The organism is Microcoleus sp. A003_D6, assembly GCF_036702825.1.
GTDB lineage: Bacteria > Cyanobacteriota > Cyanobacteriia > Cyanobacteriales > Microcoleaceae > Microcoleus.
In genome coordinates this window covers 1-3,006 of sequence record NZ_JAUBWA010000259.1, presented here as the reverse complement: position 1 = coordinate 3,006, position 3,006 = coordinate 1, and the positions used below count along the sequence as shown (strand labels likewise).

Below are 3,006 nucleotides of genomic sequence, written 5' to 3'. Positions count from 1 at the left end.
CCCATTCCACAAGAAAAAAAATTTTGTGGGATGGGCATCTTGCCCGTCCTAGTTATTTTTGCAAGAGGTCTATTAGTTTATGAGGATGATTCACTTGTCACAGATGTGGAGGCTCATCGTCGCTCGCTTAGTGACACGTTTGACGTTGCTTTATGTCCGTCATTGTTGCTCCGTGGCATAATATCTGGCAGCGACTGCGTTTACGTTAGAATAAATTCAGCAAAAGCATTAGAGAGTTATCTATGACCGCTACTAAATTGATACAGGACAAATCAGTGTCTAAAATTGCCGAAAAATACCGACAAGAAGGCTATACAGTATTGGTTGACCCTGAACCCGAACAGATCCCTTTCGATTTAGGGACATATCGTCCAAATTTGATTGTAAAAAAGAACGAAGCCGAAGGTTACATAATCGAATTCAAACGTTCTGCCAGACAAACATCCATAGACAGGTTGAAAGAAATTGCTGAAATAGTCTCTAAAAATACAGGCTGGCGTTTCTTGTTAATTACTGAAGATGCTTTACTGAAAGACGAAGACAATGAAGTCAATCTATTATCTTGGGAACAAGTTTTTAGTAGAAAAACACAGGGCGAACGTCTGATCTCATTAGGAGAAAATGAAGGCGCGTTTTTATCACTTTGGGGAACAATTGAAGCACTCCTGCGTAGACGAGCTGAGGAAGTTACTATTCCCATTGAAAGATTTCCAACTGTATCTCTGATCAAACATATGTATTCCCAAGGAGAACTTTCAATCGAAGAGTACGATCGAGCAATGCTACTTTTAAGCGTAAGAAACCGATTTATTCATGGATTTCAGACACCCGAAGTCAATGAGTCTGTATCTGAATTGCTAGCTCTTGTCAATCAATTAATCAGTTTATGGGCACCACAGGCATCTGGGTACCCAGAGGTTCCGCAATAAGTCCTGAGTTTTTTTGGTGACAGCAAAAGATGGAAAATCGAAGATTGAATAAAAATTTAGTATTTCAACAACCAGCTTTTCAACGATTTTGCCGATCGACCTCCGGGAAAATCGGCTTAATTTTGACTGTAGCGCTGATGGTATCGGCACTGTTAGCCCCCGTACTTTCCCCCTACGATGCTGCGGTCGATCGAGATTATTTGTTGCGCTTAGTCGCTCCTAGCGCTAAACATTGGTTTGGCACCGACGGTTTGGGGCGGGATTTGTTGGTGCGGGTGTGGCACGGATTGGGGATATCTTTACTCGTCAGCCTGGTTTCTGTGGGTGCGGGTTTAATTGTGGGAGCGCTTTTGGGGCTGGTGGCGGGGTATTTTCGGGGGTTGCTGGAAATTGCGATCGGCACTTTGGCGGATATTTTGCTAGCTTTTCCTTCAATTTTACTGGCGATCGGCGTTGTTACCGTCACAGGGCCGAGCCTGCAAAGCGTAATTATCGCCGTCAGCCTCGTGCAAATTCCGATTTACATCCGCTTAACTCGCAGTATGGTGCTGTCTCTGCGGGAACAAGAATTTGTTTTAGCTGTCAAGGCCTTGGGCGCAAGCGACTTGCGGATTATTTTTCGCCACATTTTGCCGGGAAGTCTCGCGCCTCTAGTTGTACAAGCAACTCTTTCCACTGGTACGGCGACACTAGAAGCTGCCGGTTTGGGTTTTTTGGGTTTGGGCGCACAGCCGCCCGCCCCTGAGTTGGGGACGATGCTTTCTGATGCTTTTAAGGGCGGATACGCTCTTTCTTCTCCTTGGACTATTTTGTTTCCAGGTTTGCTGATTACCTTGACTGTTCTTGGTTTCAACCTTTTGGGCGATGGCCTGCGAGACGTTTTAGATCCCAGAGGGAATTAGATGGGGAGAGTGGGAGAGGGGGAGAGTGGGAGAGTGAGAGAGTGGGAGAGGGGGAGAGTGGGAGAGGGGGAGAGTGGGAGAGTGGGAAACATCCTCGTTCTACCCTCGAACCTCAACATCCATCCGTTACATCCGTTACATCCGTTACACAATCCGTTGCCGAACTTCCTTCTTCCTTCAGGTGCTTGACTGCTGTCACAATCTACGCGAAACTTTACATACAACTGATGTATTGCTTCTACCTATTAATAAGTTCTGTTAAGTTCTGACTCAAAACCTATCAATTCGTCAAAATTGATATAGCGGTTTGTCAGTCAGCCAACTCTCAAGAAGCGACTTCATGAGGCATCGTCCCTGGCTTGCTGGTGTCGGTGTCTGTTCTCACTATTCCTATTCAGTCAGCCCGGATTATGGAAACACTAGAGTTTGTGATCTATCCAGATGGCCGCGTACAGGAAACAGTCACCGGCATTGTCGGTGCTTCCTGCGCTGAGGTAACGGCTGCGATCGAAGCTCAGCTCGGCGTGGTGCTTCATCAAGAGTCAACATCTGAATATTTCACGCAAGCGCTGCATCAGTCAGCCGAAGCGACGGCCCAAGTGGCTTTTAGCGATTGGTAATTTTTTTTGTTGAGTTCACTTAAATTTTTTTGGAATCACCATGTCACACTTTAGCCAAATTAAGACCCAGATCCGCAATTTGAATTCTTTGGAATCTGCTTTAACTGACTTGGGTATCGACTGGAAGTCGGGCCCGACTGAGGTGCGAGGCTATCGCGGCCTAACCAGCACCGCTGAGGTGGTGATCGAGCAAGAAAACGGCTATGACCTAGGTTTTAGCTGGAACGGGACTGAGTATGAATTGGTGGCTGATTTGCAGTTTTGGCAGCAAGCTTGGTCTGTAGACCGTTTTCTCAATAAGGTGACTCAGCGCTACGCTTACCATACTGTGGTGAATGAAAGCGCTAAGCAGGGTTTCCAAGTTTCTGAGCAAAAGCAAAATCAAGACGGTTCGATCCGCTTGGTGGTTCAGCGCTGGTGCGCTTAAGAGTTTTGCGAGATTTTTGCAATCTTGTTTCATCAAAGTCCGCCTGCGCGGACTTATAGGAAATACCCTGAAAACCCCGTGACTTCAGTCCGGGGATGAAAGGGAGTTGCAGGATTTATCCTGCCTAC

At 46.5% G+C, this 3,006-nt stretch carries 4 protein-coding genes and 1 pseudogene; all 5 read left to right on the top strand.

The features are described 5' to 3' along the window. Window positions 1-246, top strand: a pseudogene (locus QUB70_RS32165) (hypothetical protein); the annotation flags it as partial. Next, window positions 243-929, top strand: a complete 687-nt coding sequence (locus tag QUB70_RS32160; protein WP_332985856.1) for a hypothetical protein — start codon at window positions 243-245, stop codon at window positions 927-929. The pseudogene QUB70_RS32165 and the gene QUB70_RS32160, both read left to right, overlap by 4 nt. Before the next feature lie 44 nt (window positions 930-973). Beyond that, window positions 974-1,831: an ABC transporter permease gene (locus QUB70_RS32155; protein ID WP_332985855.1), complete on the top strand. Its 858-nt coding sequence runs from the start codon at window positions 974-976 to the stop codon at window positions 1,829-1,831. A 410-nt stretch (window positions 1,832-2,241) separates the two neighbouring features. Then, entirely contained in the window at window positions 2,242-2,451 is a 210-nt protein-coding gene (locus QUB70_RS32150; protein ID WP_015176940.1) for a DUF2997 domain-containing protein, read from the top strand. Window positions 2,452-2,491: 40 nt separating this feature from the next. Then, window positions 2,492-2,878 (top strand): DUF1257 domain-containing protein, encoded by a 387-nt coding sequence (locus QUB70_RS32145; RefSeq protein WP_293149026.1) that lies wholly within the window; start codon window positions 2,492-2,494, stop codon window positions 2,876-2,878. The last annotated feature ends 128 nt before the right edge of the window (window positions 2,879-3,006 follow it).

Excerpts from the sequence above, each read along its gene's own strand:
- QUB70_RS32160 (WP_332985856.1), top strand. The coding sequence starts at position 243 with ATGACCGCTACTAAATTGATACAGGACAAATCAGTGTCTAAAATTGCC.
- QUB70_RS32150 (WP_015176940.1), top strand. The coding sequence starts at position 2,242 with ATGGAAACACTAGAGTTTGTGATCTATCCAGATGGCCGCGTACAGGAA.
- QUB70_RS32145 (WP_293149026.1), top strand. The coding sequence starts at position 2,492 with ATGTCACACTTTAGCCAAATTAAGACCCAGATCCGCAATTTGAATTCT.